At 60.3% G+C, this 16381-nt stretch carries 18 protein-coding genes; 7 read left to right on the plus strand and 11 right to left on the minus strand.

Annotated elements, in window-relative coordinates:
* Positions 1 to 47: 47 nt before the first annotated feature.
* The 7 genes from U6037_RS02780 to U6037_RS02810 form a co-directional block, all read right to left on the minus strand.
* A complete protein-coding gene (locus tag U6037_RS02780) occupies positions 48 to 1181 on the minus strand; it encodes an AGE family epimerase/isomerase (protein ID WP_322845723.1) in 1134 nt (377 codons plus the stop codon).
* 181 nt (positions 1182 to 1362) lie between these two features.
* Complete coding sequence (locus tag U6037_RS02785) at positions 1363 to 1935, minus strand: HupE/UreJ family protein (protein ID WP_322845724.1); 573 nt, start codon at positions 1933 to 1935, stop codon at positions 1363 to 1365.
* A 27-nt stretch (positions 1936 to 1962) separates the two neighbouring features.
* Positions 1963 to 2577, minus strand: a complete 615-nt coding sequence (gene ureG / locus U6037_RS02790) for an urease accessory protein UreG (RefSeq protein ID WP_007915910.1) — start codon at positions 2575 to 2577, stop codon at positions 1963 to 1965.
* 11 nt (positions 2578 to 2588) lie between these two features.
* Positions 2589 to 3263 carry an urease accessory protein UreF gene (locus tag U6037_RS02795; protein ID WP_322845725.1) on the minus strand — a complete coding sequence of 225 codons (675 nt, stop codon included), beginning with the start codon at positions 3261 to 3263 and terminating at the stop codon, positions 2589 to 2591.
* Positions 3260 to 3760 (minus strand): urease accessory protein UreE, encoded by a 501-nt coding sequence (ureE, locus tag U6037_RS02800; RefSeq protein ID WP_322845726.1) that lies wholly within the window; start codon positions 3758 to 3760, stop codon positions 3260 to 3262. The genes U6037_RS02795 and ureE overlap by 4 nt, the downstream gene beginning before the upstream one ends.
* A gap of 216 nt (positions 3761 to 3976) precedes the next feature.
* Positions 3977 to 4609, minus strand: coding sequence for a TetR family transcriptional regulator (locus U6037_RS02805; RefSeq protein WP_242208479.1), 633 nt, complete (start codon positions 4607 to 4609; stop codon positions 3977 to 3979).
* A gap of 154 nt (positions 4610 to 4763) precedes the next feature.
* Complete coding sequence (locus U6037_RS02810; protein WP_322845727.1) at positions 4764 to 5189, minus strand: hypothetical protein; 426 nt, start codon at positions 5187 to 5189, stop codon at positions 4764 to 4766.
* A 384-nt stretch (positions 5190 to 5573) separates the two neighbouring features.
* Between U6037_RS02810 and U6037_RS02815 the strand changes: the two genes are divergently transcribed.
* Positions 5574 to 7649, plus strand: a complete 2076-nt coding sequence (locus U6037_RS02815) for an AsmA family protein (protein ID WP_322845728.1) — start codon at positions 5574 to 5576, stop codon at positions 7647 to 7649.
* Between the two features lie 117 nt (positions 7650 to 7766).
* Here the strand turns inward: U6037_RS02815 and U6037_RS02820 are convergent, their stop codons facing one another.
* Positions 7767 to 8300: a ferritin-like domain-containing protein gene (locus U6037_RS02820; RefSeq protein WP_322845729.1), complete on the minus strand. Its 534-nt coding sequence runs from the start codon at positions 8298 to 8300 to the stop codon at positions 7767 to 7769.
* Positions 8301 to 8390: 90 nt separating this feature from the next.
* Entirely contained in the window at positions 8391 to 9320 is a 930-nt protein-coding gene (locus tag U6037_RS02825; protein WP_322845730.1) for a LysR substrate-binding domain-containing protein, read from the minus strand.
* Positions 9321 to 9428: 108 nt separating this feature from the next.
* Between U6037_RS02825 and U6037_RS02830 the strand changes: the two genes are divergently transcribed.
* The 3 genes from U6037_RS02830 to U6037_RS02840 all read left to right on the plus strand — a co-directional run bounded on the left by U6037_RS02830 (position 9429) and on the right by U6037_RS02840 (position 11343).
* On the plus strand, positions 9429 to 10067 hold the full coding sequence (locus tag U6037_RS02830; protein WP_322845731.1) for an FMN-dependent NADH-azoreductase: 639 nt from the start codon (positions 9429 to 9431) through the stop codon (positions 10065 to 10067).
* Complete coding sequence (locus U6037_RS02835) at positions 10068 to 10373, plus strand: multidrug efflux SMR transporter (protein WP_322845732.1); 306 nt, start codon at positions 10068 to 10070, stop codon at positions 10371 to 10373.
* Positions 10374 to 10464: 91 nt separating this feature from the next.
* Entirely contained in the window at positions 10465 to 11343 is an 879-nt protein-coding gene (locus U6037_RS02840) for a triacylglycerol lipase (protein WP_322845733.1), read from the plus strand.
* A 120-nt stretch (positions 11344 to 11463) separates the two neighbouring features.
* On the opposite strand, the gene U6037_RS02845 is transcribed toward U6037_RS02840, so the two are convergent.
* Positions 11464 to 12351 (minus strand): DMT family transporter, encoded by an 888-nt coding sequence (locus U6037_RS02845; RefSeq protein WP_322845734.1) that lies wholly within the window; start codon positions 12349 to 12351, stop codon positions 11464 to 11466.
* Between the two features lie 96 nt (positions 12352 to 12447).
* Between U6037_RS02845 and U6037_RS02850 the strand changes: the two genes are divergently transcribed.
* The 3 genes from U6037_RS02850 (at position 12448) to U6037_RS02860 (ending at position 14953) form a co-directional block, all read left to right on the plus strand.
* Positions 12448 to 13242, plus strand: coding sequence for a helix-turn-helix transcriptional regulator (locus U6037_RS02850; protein WP_322845735.1), 795 nt, complete (start codon positions 12448 to 12450; stop codon positions 13240 to 13242).
* 63 nt (positions 13243 to 13305) lie between these two features.
* A complete protein-coding gene (locus tag U6037_RS02855; RefSeq protein WP_007950613.1) occupies positions 13306 to 13611 on the plus strand; it encodes a PsiF family protein in 306 nt (101 codons plus the stop codon).
* Positions 13612 to 13939: 328 nt separating this feature from the next.
* Complete coding sequence (locus tag U6037_RS02860; protein WP_016984798.1) at positions 13940 to 14953, plus strand: AI-2E family transporter; 1014 nt, start codon at positions 13940 to 13942, stop codon at positions 14951 to 14953.
* 120 nt (positions 14954 to 15073) lie between these two features.
* On the opposite strand, the gene U6037_RS02865 is transcribed toward U6037_RS02860, so the two are convergent.
* Positions 15074 to 16342, minus strand: coding sequence for an Hsp70 family protein (locus tag U6037_RS02865; RefSeq protein WP_322845736.1), 1269 nt, complete (start codon positions 16340 to 16342; stop codon positions 15074 to 15076).
* Between the last annotated feature and the right edge of the window lie 39 nt (positions 16343 to 16381).

Genomic DNA, 16381 nt, shown 5'->3' on the forward strand with positions numbered 1-16381 from the left:
TGCGCTCCCCTGTAGGAGTGAGCCTGCTCGCGATAGCTATTTATCCGTCAGCGAAGATATTCAGCCAGACCGTGGTAACAAGTCGCCAAGTGATAAGGCGTAGTCGAAGGCATGTCCTTACGGCTCACCTCTCCCAATTCATCCCGACACTCATGCCAGCCACCGGTATGCAGAAAGCGCTGCTGCAACGCCTGCAACTGGCGCAGCACCACCGCTTCACTGCCCTGACGCAAGGTCAGCGCGCGTAGATATTCCGCCTGAGCCCAGATCCGCTGAGTCGAGTCTCGCGGGCGCCCGTCCATTTCCAGATCGAGCATCGCCCGCACCGCGCCGGATGGCTGCACCACACCGTATTGCTCGGTGAAGGCAAACGCCCGGTCGAGCGCCGCGTGCAGTTTCGAACCCCGCAGCAACGCTGACGATTCCAGCAGGAAATACCATTCGAATTGATGCCCTGGCTCATACCAGTTATCCACAGCCCCGAGCGGTTTTTCCATCAACACGCCATATTGCGGATCGACGAACTGCTTGTGCATGGCTGTGCATAACTCCAGCAATGCCTGCTGCGTCCGGGCATCTTCGCGAACCGCCAGGGTGGCGAGAAACGCTTCGGCCAAATGCATCAACGGATTCTGCAGCGGACCGGTTTGCAGGGTGATCCAGTCGCGCTCCAGGCACGCTTCGTACAAACCATCGCCGGTGGCAAAACGTCGGCCAATGATTTCCAGCGCCGCGTTGAGCGTCGACTCAGCCAACGGTTCGCCGGACTTTTCCCAGTAATGCGCGCAGGCAAACAGGATGAAGGCGTGGGTGTAGAGATCCTTGCGCTGATCCAGCGGTTTGCCTTGGGCGTCGATGCTGTAGAACCAGCCGCCATGCTCGGCATCGTGAAAGTGCCGCTGCAAGGAGCGGAACAGCGCCGCCGCGCGTACGTCAGCGTTATCCACAACCCCGATCAGACTGGAAAACAGATACAACTGCCGCGCGCAGGCCATTGCCCGGTAGCGCTGCGGTGGCAGCGGTTGGTGCTCGGCGTCCAGCGCCTCAAAGGGCAGCGCCATGTCGGCGTTCCAGCCCGGGCCTTGCCAGAGGGGCACGATCACGTTGACGAAGTGCTGTTGCACATCATCGAACAGGGAGGTCAATTCGGGCAGGGCGGTGGAGCGGGAAGCGTGGGGCATGGGCGGACGTCGTCACGGCTGGGGCGATTGCGCGACATGGTAGCAGAGAGACCGGCCTGAGCGATGTGGTGTCTGTCAGTCCGCCTTCGCGAGCAGGCTCGCTCCCACAGTGGATTTGCAGCGTACACAAAACCTGTGGGAGCGAGCCTGCTCGCGAAAGGGGCAGTTCAGGCGATAGAGATCAGCCGGCCAGCAACCAGGCCCCAGTCACTGCCGAAGCCGCGCCCGCCAGGCGCACCAACGGTGCCGCAGCCTGAGGCAGGAAACGCACCACCGCATAACCCGCTGCATGCAGTGCAGCCGTCGCAGCCACGAAACCCGCCGCATACGCCCAAGGGCTGCTCATGTCCGGCAGCTCCAAACCATGCGCCACACCATGGAACAGCGCAAACACCGCCGTCGCCACCACCGCCATGACTAACGGCGGGCGCACTGCCAGCGCCACGGCCAGACCCAGCGCCAACACCGACGCCGCAATCCCGCTTTCCAGCGCCGGCAGTTCCAGCCCTTCAAACCCGAGCATGCCGCCAATCAGCATGGTGCCGACAAACGTGCACGGCAGCGCCCAGCGCGCCGCCCCTTGTTGTTGCGCGGCCCACAAACCGACCGCCACCATCGCCAGCAAGTGGTCGAGGCCACCGATCGGATGGCTTATGCCGGCGATCAAACCGCTGTCGCCATGCCCCGGGTGAGCGAAAGCCAGCGCCGGCGTCAGCAGCAGCGCCACGGCGCCAAGAATACGTTTGAGTGTCATGGATAAGCTTCCTTGTTAATCAGTGAATCAGGCTGCGGTCAGCAGGCCCTGGCGTTCGATGAAGGCGATGATTTGCTCAAGGCCCTGACCGGTTTTTTGGTTGCTGAAAACGAACGGCTTACCGTTACGCATGCGTTTTGTGTCGCTGTCCATCATCTCCAGCGACGCACCCACCAGCGGCGCGAGGTCGATCTTGTTGATCACCAGCAGATCGGATTTGCAGATCCCCGGCCCGCCCTTGCGCGGTAGTTTGTCGCCGGCCGATACGTCGATCACGTAGATGGTCAGGTCGGACAGTTCCGGGCTGAAGGTCGCCGATAGGTTGTCACCGCCGGACTCCACCAGAATCAGATCGAGGCCCGGAAAGCGCCGGTTCAGTTGATCGACCGCTTCAAGGTTGATCGAGGCGTCTTCGCGGATCGCCGTGTGCGGGCAGCCACCGGTTTCCACGCCGATGATCCGCTCCGGTGCGAGGGCTTCGTTGCGCACGAGGAAATCGGCGTCTTCGCGGGTATAGATGTCGTTGGTGACCACGGCGAGGTTGTAGCGCTCACGCAAGGCCAGGCACAGGGCCAGGGTCAACGCGGTTTTGCCGGAACCGACCGGGCCGCCGATACCGACGCGCAGAGGTTGTGTGTTCATGGTTGTTTCTCCTAAGAGCGAAAGAGGCGGCTGTACTGGCGCTCATGGGCCATGCACGCGAGGGACAGGCCGAACACGGCGCTGCCCATGTGGTCGGGGTTGATTCGGCTGGCGTCCTGCTGCGCTTGTTGCAGCAGCGGCAGCAGTTCGCTGGTCAGGCGCTGGGCGGCTTGCTGGCCCAGCGGAAGGGTTTTCATCAACACGGCGAGCTGGTTTTCCAGCCAGCTCCATAACCACGCAGCGAGGGCGTCTTGCGCGCTGATGCCCCAGGCGCGCGCGGCCAGCGCCCAGCACAGGGCCAGATGCGGTTCGCTGCATTGTTCAAGAAAGTCGCGCGCCGGCGTGTCGAGTTCCGGCAAGCCGTTGAGTAACTGCTGCAACGAATAGCCCATCTGCCGGCTTTCCAGATGCAGTTCACGCGTCTCGCGGCTGGCGCGGTGGCTTTCGCAGAGACTCAGCAACTCGCTCCAGTTTTCGTCCGCTGCGGCTTGGCAATGCGCGAGCAGCAACGGCGCTTCGAAGCGGGCGAGGTTGAGCAGCAACTGATCGCTGATCCAGCGCCGGGCGCTGTCCGGGTTGTTGACGCGGCCGTTATCCACAGCCATTTCCAGGCCTTGCGAATAGCTGTAGCCGCCAATCGGCAGTTGCGGACTGGCCAGGCGCAGCAGCGCCCAGGCCGGATTCACAGGCGTACGCCGAACTGATGGAGTTTCGGCGCGTAATTGAAGTCTTCGTCACCGTGTCGGGAATGGTGATGGCCGCCGCCGTAGGCACCGTGTTCCGGCTGGAACGGTGCTTCAATGGCTTCGACCTGTGCACCCAGCTGTTCGAGCATGGCTTTGAGCACGTAATCGTCGAGCAGACGCAACCAGCCATCGCCTACCTGCAAGGCAACGTGGCGATTACCCAGGTGATAAGCCGCCCGGGTCAGTTCGAAGGCATTGGCGCAGGTGACGTGCAGCAATTGCTCGGGGCGGGCGCAGACGCGGACGATGCGGCCGTCTTCGGCTTGCAGGCACTCGCCATCAAACAGTGGCGGCTGACCGCGCTCCAAAAACAACCCGACGTCTTCGCCCTCGGCACTGAAACAGCGCAAACGGCTTTTGCTCCGCGCTTCGAAGGTCAGGTGCAACTCGGCGACCCAGACGGGTTGAGGGTCGATTCTGCGGTGAATCACCAGCATCGGAAAACTTCCAGCTATGGACAATACTCAGGCTAGAGCAAGGGCCTTGCCAATCGGGCGGGATGTAGGAAAACCCTGTCGGAGCGTAGCGGATGTTTCAAGATGTTGCGGAATTGTGGGAGGTTTTGGTGCGTGAAGATTTTTTAATGCACCAAATAGAGGCTGTGACACCGCACCTTTGTAGGGGGACCGGATGTATCAGTAAGGAAGAGGTTGTTACTCGGTACTGCCCAGCCCTTGCCAGTGCTTGAGGCCGATGAAGATGAAGCGCAACTGCTGGGTGATCTTCGCCTGTGGCGTCAGATGCTCCGGCAGGGCTTCAGCGGTTGGGTCGATGATGTCCGGAAGGGTGGCAAACACCGACTTGACGATCAAGTCTGCGATTACGCTCAGGCCGGCGGCATCCAGATGCTGAAGCTTGGGCATCATCGTCAGATCAGAAGCCAGGTCAGAACTGATGTTCTCGCGCAAGCGCCCGATCGCCTGACGCACCGGCAGCGAACCGCCGTATTGCTCGCGAGCGAGAAACAGAAATTGCGAGCGATTGGCGCTGACCACATCGAGAAAGATCCGCACCGAAGCATCAATAATGCCGCCCATGACGAATTCGTTGTGGCGCACCAGGCGAATGGTCTCGCGAAAGGTCTGGCCGACCTCGCTGACCAGCACCAGCCCGAGTTCGTCCATATCGGCAAAATGCCGATAGAAACCGGTGGGCACGATGCCGGCGGTTTTCGTCACTTCGCGCAGGCTCAGGCTGCCGAATCCTCGGCCGCTTTCCATAAGGTGGCGGGCAGCGTCCATCAGGGCGTTGCGGGTCTGTTGTTTCTGTTCGGCGCGGGGCAGCATCGCAGGGTGTGTTCTATGGCAGGACAAGCGCCGCACTCTAGCAAATCGGCTTTGTCGGCGTCGAACGGGAGGAGGTGGAGCGAAAGGTTTACCGGGCCAGAAAAGTCAAAAGCCCAATCCGTTGATTGGGCTTTTTTTCGAGGCCGCCATGGGCTTAGCTCAAGGCGCTGTTGCGTTCGATCACACGGTCACCACCACCTTCGGCAAGGGTCTGGCCTTGTGGAGTGCGGTCGCCGCCGTCAGAAGCCAGAGTCTGGCCTTGTGGGGTGCGGTCGCTACCGTCGGAGGCCAAGGTCTGGCCTTGTGGGGTGCGATCGCTACCGTCGGAGGCGAGGGTCTGACCTTGTGGAGTCTTGTCGTAGCCGTCTTGCACCAGACCTTTCTCTTCCAGGCGATCACGGCCGCCTTCAGCCAGGGTCTGGCCTTGTGGGGTACGGTCGGAACCATCAGCTGCAACGGTTTGGCTGAACACCGAGTGGCTGGATTTCACTTGCGGGGTAGCCTGATCGGCAGCGGGCAGGGCGAAAGCAGTGCTGGCTAGCATCGACAGGGTAAGGCTGAGCAGTAATTGGCGTTTCATGATGGGTTGCTCCTTGGGGGGGCGATAAAGTGGGTACGAGGGCAATGCTACTCTCGATAAGTCGATATAAAAGTTCATAAACGCAATGGTAATAATCAACAGAATTGATTGTTCTGCCGGGAGGCTCTAGATCGGGCCTTTCAGAGCAGCGGTTTTGCACCGAGGTGGGTATTTCCGACTCACTCGCGCCTCGAAAAAGTGCGGGTCGCGGTAACACTGTTCGACTGATCGGTCAGAATTCGCGCGAGTTTTTGCGCTTAATCAACCTTTCGATTAAACCTGCGGCTGGTTTGCCAGTCGTAGATTTCATGAGGGCCGCTTTGGTCCGCCGTTTCAGCCGTACGCCGCAGTCTTTGCGTGCGGTCGTGATCAGGAGCTTTGTGCATGACGCGCACTGGAAAAATCTTCAGCTGGACCTTCGCCACCCTCGTGCTGCTACTGGCGGTGCTGGTGTTGATCATCGTGTTCTTCGACTGGAACCGGATCAAACCGCCGCTCAACGCCAAAGTCTCGGAAGAACTGCACCGACCGTTTGCCATCAATGGCAACCTCGCGGTGATCTGGCAGCGCGAGCCGGACGAGGGCGGCTGGCGCGCCTGGGTGCCGTGGCCGCACGTGGTCGCTGAGGATTTGAGCCTGGGCAACCCGGACTGGTCGAAAAAACCGCAGATGGTCACGCTCAAGCGCGTTGAGCTGCGTATCTCGCCGCTGGCGCTGCTGGCGCAACGGGTGGTGATTCCGCGTATTGACCTGACCGAACCGAACGCCGAGTTGCAGCGTCTGGCCGATGGCCGTGCCAACTGGACATTCAAGTTCGACCCGAAAGACCCGAATGCCGAACCGTCGAACTGGGTGGTCGACATCGGCGCCATCGGTTTCGACAAGGGCCACGTCACCCTTGATGATCAGACCTTGAAAACCAGTCTCGATATGCTGATCGATCCGCTGGGCAAGCCGATCCCGTACAGCGACATCGTTGGCGCCAAAGCGGCGAAAACTGCGCAGGACAAGGGCGGTGCACCGCAGGATTATGCGTTTGCCTTAAAGGTCAAAGGCCAATACCACGGCCAGAACCTCACCGGCCAAGGCAAGATCGGCGGGCTGCTGGCGTTGCAGGACGCGAGCAAGCCGTTCCCGTTGCAGGCCCAGGCGAAGATCGGCGACACCAGCATCGAACTGGCTGGCACGCTGACCGATCCACTGAACCTTGGCGCGCTTGATCTGCGCCTGAAGCTGGCCGGTGCCAGCCTCGGCAATCTCTATCCTTTAACCGGCGTGACCCTGCCGGACACGCCGCCGTACTCCACCGACGGCCATCTGATCGCCAAGCTGCACGACGAGGCCGGTGCGAAGTTCACTTATGAGCAGTTCAACGGCAAGATCGGCAGCAGCGATATCCACGGCGACCTGACCTACGTTGCCAGCCAGCCACGGCCAAAACTCAGTGGTGCATTGCTCTCTAATCAACTGCTGTTCGCCGACCTTGCGCCACTGATCGGTGCTGACTCCAATGAAAAGCAAAAGGCTCGCGGCGGCGAGAGCAAGCAACCGGCGGACAAAGTGCTGCCGGTAGAAGAGTTCAAGACCGATCGCTGGCGTGCGATGGATGCTGACGTCGAGTTCACCGGCAAGCGCATCGTCCACAGCGAAAAACTGCCGTTCAACGACCTTTATACCCACCTGAAACTCAACGACGGCGAACTCAGCCTGGAGCCACTGCGCTTTGGCGTGGCGGGCGGCAATCTCGATGCACAGATTCGCCTCAACGGTCGTACCGAGCCGCTGGAAGGCCGGGCCAAATTGACCGCGCGTCGGTTCAAGCTCAAAGAGCTGTTCCCGACCTTTGAACCGATGAAGACCAGTTTCGGTGAACTCAACGGTGACGCCGATATCAGCGGGCGCGGCAACTCGGTGGCCAAGCTGCTGGGCGGTGCCAACGGCAAATTGAAGATGTTGATCAATGACGGCGCGATCAGTCGCGAGCTGATGGAACTGGCCGGGCTCAACGTCGGCAACTACGTGGTCGGCAAGATCTTTGGCGACAAGGAAGTGAAGATCAACTGCGCGGCGGCGGACTTCGACATCAAGAGCGGTCTGGCGACCACGCAGCTGTTTGTCTTCGATACCGAGAACGCGATCATCTACATCGACGGCACGGCGAACATGGCCACCGAACAGCTTGATCTGACCGTGACGCCGGAGTCCAAGGGCTGGCGTTTGATTTCCCTGCGTTCGCCGCTGTACGTGCGCGGCAAGTTCATCAAGCCGGATGCCGGCGTGAAGGCCGTGCCGCTGATGTTGCGCGGGGCGGGGATGGTGGCGTTGGGTGTGATCGCAGCACCGGCGGCGGGGCTGTTGGCGCTGGTGGCGCCGAGTGGCGGTGAGCCTAATCAGTGTGCGCCGTTGCTGGAGCAGATGAAGGCGGGGAAGGCGCCTGTCACTGTCAAACCGACCAAGTAATCGGTGGCCGTAAGGGCCCCTTCGCGAGCAGGCTCGCTCCCACAGGGAACCGCATTCCTTCAGATGGATGCGGTCGAATGTGGGAGCGAGCCTGCTCGCGAATGCGGTTTAGAAGAGTTAGAGGTCTTTCAGGATGTCGGCCATGTCATCGGCATGCTCTTCTTCCTGCGCCAGAATGTCTTCGAAGATCCGTCGGGTCGTCGGGTCTTTCTCACCGATGTACTGAATAATCTCGCGATAGCTGTCGATGGCGATGCGCTCGGCCACCAGGTCTTCGTAGACCATTTCTTTTAGCGTCGAACCGGCCACGTATTGCGCGTGGGACATTTTCGACAACATGTCGGGGTTGAACTCAGGCTCGCCGCCCAATTGCACGATGCGCTCGGCGAGGCGGTCGGCGTGCTGGGCTTCCTGAGTGGCGTGTTCGAGAAACTCGTCAGCAGCCACGCTGGCCTTCACGCCAGTGGCCATGTAGTAATGGCGTTTGTAGCGCAACACGCAGACCAGTTCAGTGGCCAGCGATTCATTGAGCAAGCGCAGCACCTCTTCACGGTCGGCGCTGTAGCTTTCGGTGACGGCGCCGTTTTCGACGTGTTGGCGCGCACGGTCGCGCAGTGTTTGGACATCTGACAGATGCAGGTCGTCGCTCATTTCGATCTCCTGGAGGCTAATCCGATGGGCGCCACGTTCTGCGGACGCGGTCGCTTCCTAAGCTGTGAGTCATGAGCGTTGCAAAAAGTTTTATGCGATTTGCGGCGACCTTGGGGCCAGTCCCGAGAGCTGCGCTTCCTCCCGCAACCAGGTGAAAAAAACTCGCACCGGTGGATGTCGCTCGCGACCCGGCACACACAACGCGCTGTAGCCGGCGCCATCGACTTGAATCTCACCCTTGTATGGCACCAGCAAACCACTGGCGACGCTTTCCGAGACCAGAATGTTGCTCGCCAGCACCAATCCTTGTCCGGCGATTGCTGCTTGCAGGGCGTAGTGTTCTTCATCGTATTCGCGGTTGGCTGGCTGCTGGTTCAACCAGTGTTCACCGGCCTTGGCGCACCATGCTTTCCAGCCATGGGCATACAGTTTCGAGTTGTGCCAGCGCACGCTGATCAACGTCGGTGTGCGCCGTGCGGCCAGCGCCACTTGCTCGGGCGAGCCGTAAACGCCGAACGATTCATCGAACAGGCACAGGCCATAAAGGTTCGGGTAATCGTCGAGGCTGTAGCGCAACACCAGATCGACACTGGCGTCCTGGTGCAGCTCGATGACTTCGCAATGGGTATCGAGGCGCACGGTGATGTTCGGATGCCGCGCATAAAACCTCCCCAGACGCGGCACCAGCCACAGTGCCGCGAATGCGGCGGTGGTCGATAGCGTCAGCGTGCTGGCGTTGCGCTGCGGGCGCAGGGTGTCGACGCTTTGCGCCACTTCCAGCAACGCGCCATGCAGACTGCGAAACAGGCGTTCGCCGCCCTCGGTCAGGCGCACCTGACGTGGCAGGCGCTCGAACAGCGCAACGCCGAGCCAGTCTTCCAGCGAGCGAATCTGGTGCGATATTGCCGTAGGCGTGACCGACAGTTCTTCGGCGGCAGCCTTGAAACTGAGCAGCCGAGAGGCCGATTCAAAAGCGCGCAGAGCGGTGAGTGGCAGCGAGGCAAACATTGAAATCTCCATGGATGAAATCAGCTCATCCAGACTGACTTTTGTTCATTTGAGGCTTAGACGTAGCGCCTGCAATCTGAGACGACACAGCAACTCAAGTCTAGTCTCAAGGAGTTTCAGATGAGCAAAATTCTTGCGATCCATGCCAGCCCACGTGGTGACCGTTCGCACTCGCGGCGGCTGGCGGAAAGTTTTCTCAGTGCCTGGCAGGTGCGTAATCCACAGGCGCACGTGACCCGCCGCGAGGTCGGCCGAGCGCTGATTCCGGCGGTCAACGAGGCCTTTGTCGCTGCTGCATTTCATCCACAGCCTGAAGCGCGTCCATTGTCGATGCAGGCCGATCTGGCCCTGAGCGATCAACTGGTCGGCGAGTTGTTCGACCACGACCTGCTGCTGATTTCCACGCCGATGTACAACTTCAGTGTGCCCAGTGGCCTCAAAGCCTGGGTCGATCAGATCGTGCGGCTGGGCCTGACCTTCGATCACACGCTGGACAATGGCGTCGCTCAATACACCCCGCTGTTGCAGGGCAAAAAGGCGCTGATCGTCACCAGTCGCGGCGGTTTTGGCTTCGGTCCGGGTGGCGAGCTGGAAGCCTTGAACCACGCCGATCCATGGCTGCGCACGGCGCTGGGTTTCGTCGGTATCAACGACGTCACGGTGGTCGCGGCCGAGGGCGAAGAGTCCGCTGAGCGCACCTTTGCGGTGTCAGTGGCCGAGGCGGAGCAGCGTTTGCTCGACCTGGCCCGGGAGTTCTAGGTGGCCTGGCTATTCCTGTTGATCGCCGCCGCGTTTGAAGTGACTTTCGCCATGGGCATGAAGTACGCCGAGGGCTTTACCCGGCTCTGGCCCTCGCTGATCACCGTGGTCGCAGCGGTCGGCGGGATCTACTTCCTCACGTTGGCGATGCGCGAACTGCCGGTGAGCATCGCCTACCCGATCTGGACGGCGATTGGTTCGCTGGGCACGGTATTTCTCGGTTTCGCCCTGCTGGGCGAGAGCCTGACTCCGATCAAACTGCTTTCGGTAGGGCTGATTGTGGCAGGGGTGGTGGGCCTGAAGTAGGCTGGTCGTTGAGTTGTCATCATCAGGGAGGATGCTTGGCGGGCGTTTTGCACGCCTTGCATCCACTCACCGACCACAAGGATGTTTGCCCATGTCGACGCGTTATCCACTGGTGCTGGTGCCCGGCATGCTCGGGTTTATTCGGCTGGTCCTCTATCCGTATTGGTACGGCATCATCAAGGCATTGCGCCGTGGTGGTGCGACGGTGATTGCCGTGCAGGTATCGCCGCTCCATTCCACAGAGGTGCGCGGCGAGCAGTTGCTGGCGCGTATCGATGAGATTCTGCGGGAGACCGGTGCGCAGAAGGTCAACCTGTTCGGCCACAGTCAGGGTTCGCTGACGGCGCGCTATGCGGCGGCGAAGCGGCCGGATCTGGTGGCGTCGGTGACCTCGGTGGCCGGGCCCAATCATGGCTCGGAACTGGCTGACTACCTGGCGAAACATTACCCGGCGGACAGTGCCAAAGGGCGGATCCTTGAGGCGTTGTTGCGTTTTGTCGGTTGGCTGATGGCATTACTGGAGACCGGTTATCACGGACCGAAACTGCCGGTGGATATCCACGCCTCGCACCAGTCGCTGACGACTGAGGGCGTCGCGTTGTTCAACCAGCGTTATCCACAGGGCTTGCCCGAGACGTGGGGCGGGCACGGGCCGGAAGAGGTCAATGGCGTACGTTATTACTCATGGTCGGGGACGTTGCAGCCGGGCAAGACTGATCGCGGCGGGAATTTTTTTGACGGGACCAATCGCAGTTGTCGCTTGTTTGCGAAAACCTTCGTGCGTGAACCGGGGCAATGCGACGGCATGGTCGGGCGCTATAGCTCGCATCTTGGCACGGTGATTGGCGATGACTTTCCGCTGGATCACTTCGACATTGTCAATCAGTCGCTGGGGCTGGTCGGCAAAGGTGCGGATCCGGTGCGATTGTTTGTCGAGCATGCGGCGCGACTAAAGGCAGCTGGGGTTTAACAGCCAGACCGCGTTTTCGTTCATCGCTGGCAAGCCAGCTCACACAGGGTTGGGATCGAACACAAATCTTGTGAACGCCCAAATCACTGTGGGAGCTGGCTTGCGAGCGATGGGGCCCTATCAGGCAACGCTGATCCGGCGGCCCAACACGGTGGTCCATCGCTCGGACAGAATCACCCCGCCCAAGGTCAGCAATCCACCCACCAGGTGATACATCGCCAACTGCTCCTTCAACACCACCGCCGCAATCAGCGCGGTAATCAACGGCAGCAAATTAAAGAACAAAGTCGTGCGGCTCGGCCCCAGACGCTGCACAGCCTGCATCCACGCCAGCGGCGCGAGCATCGAGGCCAGCAGGCACGCATACAACACCAGCGGAATGTTCTGCAGGGTCAAACCGGTCTTCGGCGAAGCCGCATACAACGGAAACAACACGACAATCGCCACCAGCACCTGCAGATACAGCAACACCAGCGGCGGCAGGCGCAGCTGCCATTTTTTCAGCAGGGTGCTGTAGATCGCATAGGCGAGGGTTGCGATCAACATCATCGCATCACCCATGTTCACGCCGTGTTGCAGCAACGCACCGAGGCTGCCTGACGAGACCACCACCAGCACACCGGCAAACGACAACATGGCACCGACCAGCGCGCCGGCGGTCAGGCGCTGTCCAAGGCTGATAATCGCCATGGCCAGCGACATCAACGGCATCAGCGACAGGATGATGCCCATATTGGTCGCGGTGGTCAGGGTCGCGGCGAAGTAGGCGAGGCTTTGATACACCGCCATGCCGAGCACGCCAAGGATGAAGATCTTGCCCAGATTGGGACGAATCTGCGGCCAGTGCGCGATCACCGCTTTGAGCATGAACGGCGTGAACAGCAGACCCGCCAGCAGCCAGCGATAGAAACCGATCTCGGCGGGGAAAATTGCCCCGACCGCGAGTTTGTTGATCACGGTATTGCCGGCCCAGATAAAAATCGCCAGCAGCGGAAACGCGTATTGCATGAGTTGAAACCAGTACGTTGATGAAGGGCAATTATCCCTTGTCTGGATGCAGGCCTATACTTCGAACCGGACAACCTGCCTCTGAAACCGGACAGCATGAACAGTAAACACATCGATCTGCTGGATTTCAGCGAACTGCCGTCGGCGGTGTACTTCCGCTACGCCGATTTCAACGCCCACGAATTTGCCGCGCCGCACCGCCATCCATGGGGCACCCTGGAGTACGCGGCTCACGGCGTGCTGCACATGGACGTCGACGGCAGCCGCTTCATGTCGCCGCCGCAGTACGCGGTGTGGGTGCCGCCGCAGGTCGAGCACAGTTTTTACAGCCATCAGCCGGTCAACTATCGCGCGGTGTGTCTTGATCCCAAGGTCTGCACCGATTTGCCCCGGCGTGCCTGCACGTTGGCGATCAGCGATATTCTCAAGGCGATCCTCAAGGACTTCGCCGCCCGCGATGTGAAGATTCCTGAGCTCGATGCCGACCAGCGACTGGCGCAGGTGTTGGTCGATCAGCTGCAACAGGCGCCAGTGCACGAATGCTATCTGCCCTACGCGAGCAGTCCGGGATTGCTGGCGATCCTCGAAACCTTGCAGGCGGAACCGGGCAATAATCAGCCGTTGGCGCACTGGGCGCTGCAAGTGCATGTCAGTGAGCGCACGCTGGCGCGGCAATTTGTGCGCGAGTTGGGCATGAGTTTTGGCGAATGGCGCCAGCGGCTGCGCTATCTCGCGGCAATCGAAGCGCTGGAGTCTTCGCGCAGCGTGCAGGAAATTGCCTTCGACCTCGGTTACAGCAGCGGCTCGGCATTTATCGCCATGTTCGCGCGGCAGGCCGGGTGTACGCCGGAGCAGTATCGCCGTAGCCATCTCGAAGGCAGGAAGGTGTAACAAGATTTGGCTACACTCCAGCAGAGGCCGCCCCCATCGGTGCGGCGACAAGGAGAAAACTCCATGAAGATGTTGCGTGTGCCTTTGTTGATGATTGGTTTGCTCCTGTGTTCCCAGGGTTTCGCCGCCACGGCGCAACAGAACAAGATGACCACCTGCAATGCCGATGCGACCGCCAAGAGTCTGAAAGGCGATGAGCGCAAAACCTTCATGAGCACTTGCCTCAAGGCAGCGCCAGCAGCCAACGACGCCAAGGCCCTGACCCCGCAGCAGGAAAAAATGAAAACCTGCAACGCCGACGCGAAAACCAAAGCCCTGACCGGCGATGCGCGCAAGACGTTCATGAGTGATTGCCTGAAGAAAAAATAACTGGATTCGGTGGGGTACCTGGTCGACGCGTCCGCTTGAGATTTGCCCTCACCCTAACCCTCTCCCAGAGGGAGAGGGAACTGACCGCGGTGTTTCAAGACATTCGTCGACCTGAAAAAACCGGGCGATTATGGATTCCATGGCGCTGTCTCAGGTCACTGGATATCCAGAGCATCCCCCAATCGGTTCCCTCTCCCTCTGGGAGAGGGCTAGGGTGAGGGCTGGATCTGAAGCCGGGCACCAAAGCTGAAGCTCCGCATATTTCTAGTGCTCACCCCGGAACGCTGGCAGACTGCCAATCCTTTTACGCCGTTCGTTTTGAGGCTGTATGCCAACGTTTTCTGAGCGTCATGTAGTGTTCTGGGTCAGTTGCATCATCATTTTCGGCGGTTTGCTGCTGGTGCTTCCGCTGCGCTTGTTGCCCAGTCTGTTGGCCGGGTTGTTGGTCTATGAGCTGGTCAACATGCTCACTCCGCAACTGCAACGGCTGATCGAAGGCCGCCGCGCGCGTTGGCTGGCGGTAGCCTTGCTCGGCACGCTGGTGGTGAGTGTGCTGGCGCTGATCTTCGCCGGCGCGATCAGTTTTCTCCTGCACGAAGCAGAAAACCCCGGCGCTTCCCTCGATAAATTCATGGGTGTGGTCGACCGCGCGCGTGGGCAATTGCCGCCGTTCATCGACGCCTACCTGCCGGCCAGTGCTGCGGAATTTCGCGTGGCGATCGGCGAGTGGATGAGCAAGCACTTGTCCGACCTGCAACTGGTTGGCAAGGACGCGGCGCACATGTTCGTGACGCTGCTGATCGGCATGGTGCTCGGCGCGATCATCGCCTTGCAGCGCATTCCTGACGTGACCAAACGCAAACCGTTGGCCGCCGCGCTGTTCGATCGTTTGCACCTGCTGGTGCAGGCGTTTCGCAACATCGTTTTCGCGCAGATCAAGATTTCCCTGCTCAACACCTTCTTCACCGGGATCTTCCTTGCGGTGATCCTGCCGATGTTCGGCATCAAGCTGCCGCTGACCAAAACCCTGATCGTGCTGACTTTCCTGCTCGGCCTGCTGCCGGTGATCGGCAACCTGATGTCGAACACGCTGATCACCATCGTCGGCCTGTCGCTGTCGATCTGGGTGGCATTGGCGGCGCTGGGTTATCTGATTTTTATCCACAAGCTCGAATACTTCCTCAACGCGCGGATTGTCGGCGGGCAGATCAGTGCCAAGTCGTGGGAGTTGCTGCTGGCGATGCTGGTGTTCGAGGCCGCGTTCGGCCTGCCGGGGGTGGTGGCGGGGCCGATTTATTACGCGTATCTGAAGAGTGAGTTGAAGCTGGGAGGAATGGTTTAACAGCAGCTTCGAGTTGCAAGCTTCAAGCTACAAGTAAAAGCCGAAGCGAGAGCCGCAGTGGCTTTTGCTTTTGCTCTTACTTGCCGCTTGCCGCTTGCCGCTTAAAGCTTGCAGCTGCCGTTAAACGCCATAGCGTTTGCGGGCTTCAATCGCCAAACCGCTACCAATGCTGCCAAAGATATTCCCTTCAACATGCCGCGCCTTCGGCAGCATCGCCGAGACGCTGTTGCGCAGCGCCGGAATCCCGCTCGAACCACCGGTGAAGAACACCGTATCCACCTGATCCACTGCGACACCGGCATCGTTCAACAGCTGCGTAACGCTGCCGCGCACGCGCTCCAGCAGCGCATCAATCGCCGATTCAAACAGCGCCCGCGTCAATTCCACACTCAACCCGGCCTCGATCCGGTCCAGCGGCACGTGGCGGCTGTCGGTGTGGGTCAGCTGGATCTTGGTTTCTTCGACTTCCATCGCCAGCCAGTGGCCGGCGCGTTGTTCGATCAACTTGAACAGGCGATCGATGCCGCCGGTGTCTTCGATGTCGTAGCGCATGCTACCCAGCGCCAGGCTGGATTTCTGCGAGTACACCGAGTTGATGGTGTGCCAGGTGGCCAGGTTCATGTGGTGGCTGGTCGGCATGTAGGCGCCGCTCTTCATGCGGCTGCCGTAACCAAACAGCGGCATCAGGCCTTGCAGGCTCAACTGTTTGTCGAAGTCGGTCCCGCCGATGTGCACGCCGCCGGTGGCGAGGATGTCGTCGTGACGGTTATCGACACCGCGACGCTCGGGCGACAGGCGCACCAGCGAGAAGTCGGAGGTACCACCGCCGATGTCGACGATCAGCACCAGCTCTTCTTTCTCGATGGTCGACTCGTAGTCGAAGGCTGCCGCAATCGGTTCGTACTGGAACGAGACCTCTTTGAAGCCGATCTTCTTCGCCACATCGACCAGGGTGTCTTCGGCTTCCTGGTCAGCCAGCGGATCGTCATCGACGAAGAACACCGGGCGGCCGAGTACCACTTGCTCAAATTCCCGACCAGCGGCGGTTTCCGCACGGCTCTTCAACTGGCCGATGAACAGGCCAAGCAAGTCCTTGAACGGCATCGCCGTGCCGAGCACGCTGGTGTCGTGCTTGATCAGCTTGGAACCGAGCAGGCTTTTCAGCGAGCGCATCAGGCGGCCTTCGTAGCCTTCAAGGTACTCGTGCAGCGCCAGACGACCGTACACTGGGCGGCGCTCCTCGATGTTGAAGAAGACCACCGACGGCAGGGTGATCTTGTCGTCTTCCAGCGCGATCATCGTTTCCATGCCGGGGCGCAGCCAGCCGACGGTGGAGTTGGACGTGCCGAAGTCGATGCCGCAGGCACGGGCTGGAGAGGCGTCTTTCATGTCTTTCGGTTCCGGTCAAAAAAACGGCCGCGCAGTGTA

The organism is Pseudomonas sp. B33.4, from assembly GCF_034555375.1.
GTDB lineage: Bacteria > Pseudomonadota > Gammaproteobacteria > Pseudomonadales > Pseudomonadaceae > Aquipseudomonas.

Coding starts and splice junctions, on each gene's coding strand:
- U6037_RS02780 (WP_322845723.1), bottom strand. CDS start 1,181: ATGCCCCACGCTTCCCGCTCCACCGCCCTGCCCGAATTGACCTCCCTG.
- U6037_RS02785 (WP_322845724.1), bottom strand. CDS start 1,935: ATGACACTCAAACGTATTCTTGGCGCCGTGGCGCTGCTGCTGACGCCG.
- ureG (WP_007915910.1), bottom strand. CDS start 2,577: ATGAACACACAACCTCTGCGCGTCGGTATCGGCGGCCCGGTCGGTTCC.
- ureE (WP_322845726.1), bottom strand. CDS start 3,760: ATGCTGGTGATTCACCGCAGAATCGACCCTCAACCCGTCTGGGTCGCC.
- U6037_RS02805 (WP_242208479.1), bottom strand. CDS start 4,609: ATGCTGCCCCGCGCCGAACAGAAACAACAGACCCGCAACGCCCTGATG.
- U6037_RS02810 (WP_322845727.1), bottom strand. CDS start 5,189: ATGAAACGCCAATTACTGCTCAGCCTTACCCTGTCGATGCTAGCCAGC.
- U6037_RS02815 (WP_322845728.1), top strand. CDS start 5,574: ATGACGCGCACTGGAAAAATCTTCAGCTGGACCTTCGCCACCCTCGTG.
- U6037_RS02820 (WP_322845729.1), bottom strand. CDS start 8,300: ATGAGCGACGACCTGCATCTGTCAGATGTCCAAACACTGCGCGACCGT.
- U6037_RS02825 (WP_322845730.1), bottom strand. CDS start 9,320: ATGGAGATTTCAATGTTTGCCTCGCTGCCACTCACCGCTCTGCGCGCT.
- U6037_RS02830 (WP_322845731.1), top strand. CDS start 9,429: ATGAGCAAAATTCTTGCGATCCATGCCAGCCCACGTGGTGACCGTTCG.
- U6037_RS02840 (WP_322845733.1), top strand. CDS start 10,465: ATGTCGACGCGTTATCCACTGGTGCTGGTGCCCGGCATGCTCGGGTTT.
- U6037_RS02845 (WP_322845734.1), bottom strand. CDS start 12,351: ATGCAATACGCGTTTCCGCTGCTGGCGATTTTTATCTGGGCCGGCAAT.
- U6037_RS02850 (WP_322845735.1), top strand. CDS start 12,448: ATGAACAGTAAACACATCGATCTGCTGGATTTCAGCGAACTGCCGTCG.
- U6037_RS02855 (WP_007950613.1), top strand. CDS start 13,306: ATGAAGATGTTGCGTGTGCCTTTGTTGATGATTGGTTTGCTCCTGTGT.
- U6037_RS02860 (WP_016984798.1), top strand. CDS start 13,940: ATGCCAACGTTTTCTGAGCGTCATGTAGTGTTCTGGGTCAGTTGCATC.
- U6037_RS02865 (WP_322845736.1), bottom strand. CDS start 16,342: ATGAAAGACGCCTCTCCAGCCCGTGCCTGCGGCATCGACTTCGGCACG.